The 4,097-nt window shown below is 71.2% G+C and carries 4 protein-coding genes; all 4 read right to left on the bottom strand.

All coding sequences use genetic code 11. The features are described from left to right. The coding region (locus tag CR470_RS36170) for a biotin/lipoyl-containing protein (protein WP_306667837.1) at positions 1-323 on the bottom strand (323 nt) is incomplete at its 3' end. Positions 324-385: 62 nt separating this feature from the next. Then, on the bottom strand, positions 386-1,774 hold the full coding sequence (gene lpdA, locus CR470_RS36175) for a dihydrolipoyl dehydrogenase (protein ID WP_097871842.1): 1,389 nt from the start codon (positions 1,772-1,774) through the stop codon (positions 386-388). Positions 1,775-2,143: 369 nt separating this feature from the next. Further along, positions 2,144-3,691 (bottom strand): leucyl aminopeptidase, encoded by a 1,548-nt coding sequence (locus tag CR470_RS36180; protein ID WP_097871844.1) that lies wholly within the window; start codon positions 3,689-3,691, stop codon positions 2,144-2,146. A gap of 226 nt (positions 3,692-3,917) precedes the next feature. After that, positions 3,918-4,097 (bottom strand): adenosylcobinamide-GDP ribazoletransferase (locus tag CR470_RS36185; protein ID WP_179892496.1); only part of this gene is annotated, 180 nt, incomplete at its 5' end.

A 4,097-nucleotide genomic window follows, 5' to 3' on the forward strand; every position in this document is an offset into this window, starting at 1 on the left:
TCCTCGGCCTGCGGGGCCGGGGTGGAGGCGGGCTCGGCGGCGGGGGCCTCGGCAGCCGGGGCCTCGGCCTCGGCCGGAGCGCCCGAGCCGTCGTCGATGACGGCCAGCTCGGCGCCGACCTCGACGGTCTCGTCCTCGGCGACCTTGATGGAGGCCAGAACACCGGACGCGGGGGCCGGGATCTCGGTGTCGACCTTGTCGGTCGAGACCTCGAGCAACGGCTCGTCGGCCTCGACGCGCTCGCCCTCGGCCTTCAGCCAACGGGTGACAGTGCCCTCGGTGACGCTCTCGCCGAGCGCCGGAAGGGTTACGGAAACCGACATGGTTTCAGTTGCTCCTTACGAAATTGCGGAAGTGGTCGGTCGTCGCGCCCGGGACCGGGGGATCAGTCGTGGGCGTGGAGAGGCTTGCCGGCCAGCGCCAGGTGAGCCTCGCCCATCGCCTCGTTCTGCGTCGGGTGTGCGTGGATGAGCTGGGCGACCTCGGAGGGCAGCGCTTCCCAGTTGTAGATCAGCTGGGCTTCGCCGACCTGCTCGCCCATGCGGTCGCCCACCATGTGGACGCCGACCACGGCACCGTCCTTGACCTGGACGAGCTTGATCTCGCCCGCGGTCTTGAGGATCTTGCTCTTGCCGTTGCCCGCGAGGTTGTACTTGAGGGCGACGACCTTGTCCGCGCCGTAGATCTCCTTGGCCTTGGCCTCGGTGATGCCGACGGACGCGACCTCGGGGTGGCAGTACGTCACCTTGGGCACGCCGTCGTAGTCGATCGGGACGGTCTTGAGACCGGCGAGACGCTCCGCCACCAGGATGCCCTCGGCGAAGCCGACGTGGGCGAGCTGGAGGGTCGGGACGAGGTCGCCCACGGCCGAGATCGTCGGGACGTTGGTCTGCATGTACTCGTCGACCAGGACATAGCCGCGGTCCATCGCGACGCCCTGCTCCTCGTAGCCCAGGCCCTGCGAGACCGGGCCGCGGCCGATGGCGACGAGCAGCAGCTCCGCCTCGAAGGTCTTGCCGTCGGCGAGCGTCACGCGGACGCCGTCCTCGGTGTACTCGGCCTTGTCGAAGAAGGTGCCGAGGTTGAACCTGATGCCGCGCTTGCGGAACGCGCGCTCAAGAAGCTTGGAGCTGTTCTCGTCCTCGACCGGGACGAGGTGCTTGAGGCCCTCGACGATGGTGATCTCGGTGCCGAAGGACTTCCACGCCGAGGCGAACTCGACGCCGATGACGCCGCCGCCCAGCACGATCGCGGACTTCGGGACACGGTCCATCTTCAGCGCGTGGTCCGAGGAGATGATCCGGTTGCCGTCGATCTCCAGGCCGGGCAGCGACTTCGGCACGGAGCCGGTCGCCAGCAGCACGTGGCGGCCCTGGACACGCTGGCCGTTCACGTCCACCGAGGTGGGGGAGGAGAGCTTGCCCTCGCCCTCGATGTAGTGGACCTTGCGCGAGGCGATGAGTCCCTGGAGACCCTTGTACAGGCCCGAGATCACCTCGTCCTTGTACTTGTTGACGGCCTCCATGTCGATGCCCTCGAAGGTCGCCTTCACGCCGAACTGGGCCGACTCGCGGGCCTGGTCCGCGATCTCGCCCGCGTGCAGCAGCGCCTTCGTGGGAATGCAGCCGTTGTGCAGGCAGGTGCCGCCGACCTTGCCCTTCTCGATCAGGGCGACGTCCAGGCCCAGCTGCGCTCCGCGCAGGGCCGCGGCGTAACCGCCACTGCCACCGCCGAGGATCACTAGGTCGAAAACGGTGCTGGCGTCGTTCGCCACGTCACGTCCTCCATGCATGTGCGCCGTACGCCGGGCCCCATGGCTGGGGTGTGACCGGCCGGTCGGCTGGTGTGCGGCCGCTTTTGTCTTCGGCCCTGTGGTGGGGGCCCTGTCCTGCCGAGAACCCATCTTCGCACTTGTCGACGGTGGGCGGGACGCGGGGCCCGGGTCCGGGACGGATGATCGTCCGTTCCGGAGGGTTACTGCTGCGTGGATCGCTACGGATTCGGCCGGTGTTCGTCGAGAGCGAAACCCGCTCGCCCGCCGTCGCCCATCCGTCCTCTGCCGCTCATCCTTGCCGCTTCCGCTCCGAGAACACCTACGGCCCCGGACCTGTGCCCGGGGCCGTACGCGACGGAAGGCGGGAACTCAGCCGAGGTCGCCGGCGGCGGTGCGCTCGGCGAGCCGCACCAGGGTGCGGACCGCGGAGCCGGTGCCGCCCTTGGGCGTGTAGCCGTACGGCGCGCCCTCGTGGAAGGCCGGGCCCGCGATGTCCAGGTGCGCCCAGGCGATGCCCTCGCCCACGAACTCCTTGAGGAACAGACCGGCCACCAGGCCGCCGCCCATGCGCTCGCCCATGTTGGCGATGTCGGCGGTGGGGGAGTCCATGCCCTTGCGCAGGTCGGCGGGGAGCGGCATCGGCCAGGAGGGCTCGCCGACCTCCTCGGCGATCTCGTGGATCGACGTGCGGAAGGCGTCGTCGTTGGCCATCACACCGAAGGTGCGGTTGCCGAGTGCCAGCACCATCGCGCCGGTCAGGGTCGCCACGTCGACGATCGCGTCCGGCTTCTCCTCCGAGGCGCGGGTCAGCGCGTCGGCCAGGACGAGCCGGCCCTCGGCGTCGGTGTTGAGCACCTCGACGGTCTTGCCGCTGTACATGCGGAGCACGTCACCGGGGCGGGTGGCGTTGCCGGAGGGCATGTTCTCGGCCAGCGCCAGCCAGCCGGTGACGTTGACCTTCAGGCCCAGGCGGGCGGCCGTGACGACGGCGGCGAACACGGCGGCGGCGCCGGCCATGTCGCACTTCATCGTCTCGTTGTGCCCGGCCGGCTTGAGCGAGATGCCGCCCGAGTCGTAGGTGATGCCCTTGCCCACCAGGGCCAGGGTCTTCTCCGCCTTCGGGTGCGTGTAGGCGAGCTTCACCAGGCGCGGGCCGCGCTCGGCGCCCTGGCCGACGCCGAGGATGCCGCCGAAGCCGCCCTTGACGAGGGCCTTCTCGTCGAGGACCTGGACCTTGACGCCGTGCTCCTTGCCCGCGGCGGTGGCCACGGCGGCGAAGGACTCCGGGTACAGGTCGTTCGGCGGGGTGTTGATCAGGTCGCGGGCGCGGTTGATCTCCTCGACCAGCGCCAGGGCGCGCTCGACGGCGGCCTTGTAGGCCTTGTCGCGCGGCTTGGCGCCGAGCAGGGCCACCTCGGCGAGCGGCAGCTTCGGGCCGCTGTCCTTGGACTTCGCGTCCTTGGGGGCGAGCTTGTTCTCGCCGCCCTGGTAGGCGGTGAAGGCGTACGCGCCCAGGAGCGCGCCCTCGGCGACGGCGGCGGCGTCCTCGACGGAGGCGGCGGGCAGCGCGAAGCCGGCCTTCTTGGAGCCGTGCAGCGCACGGGCCGCGGTGCCCGCGGCGCGGCGCAGCGCCTCGGCGTCGTAGGCGTCCTCCTTGTCCGGGACCGGACCGAGACCGACCGCGACGACGACCGGGGCCTTGAGACCGGACGCGGCGGGCAGCTTGGTCAGTTCGCCCTCGGCACCGGTGGCGCCCAGGGTCGCGAGGACGGCGGCGAGCTTTCCGCCGAACGCCTTGTCCACGGCCTCGGCGCCGGGCGCGAGGACCGGGCCCTTGACGCCCTTGGCGACGCCGACGACGAGTGCGTCGGCGCGCAGCGTCGGCGCACCGGCAGTGCTGAGAGTGAGAGCAGTCACGGTGGTGAAATCTCGCTTCCGTTGAGTTCGAGTTCGGTCGAGGGGTGGGCCGACCGTGCCCGGCGCATCGTAGACGCCCCGACGATGTGCCGGGAATGAGCCTACGCGCGCGGTTCCTGCTCCGTGACGGCGGCGGGCCGTTCCCGACTGTTACGGCGGTCGGTTCCGGCCGGTGCGACGGGCTGTACGGCGGCCGTCGCGGCGGTCGCCCCGATGCGCCGCGCCGTCAGGTCCCGAGCGCCAGCGCCACCAGGGCCGCCGTCGCCGCGGTCTCCTCGACGCCCCCGAAGACGTCCCCGGTGACCCCGCCGAACCGCCGCACGCAGTGCCGCAGCAGCAGTTCGCCCGCGGCGAGCGCGACGAGCACCGCGAGCGCGTGGCGCAGCGCCCCGTACGGGCCCAGATG

The sequence above is a fragment of the Streptomyces sp. rh34 genome (assembly GCF_002551245.1).
In the GTDB taxonomy this organism is placed as follows: Bacteria; Actinomycetota; Actinomycetes; order Streptomycetales; family Streptomycetaceae; genus Streptomyces.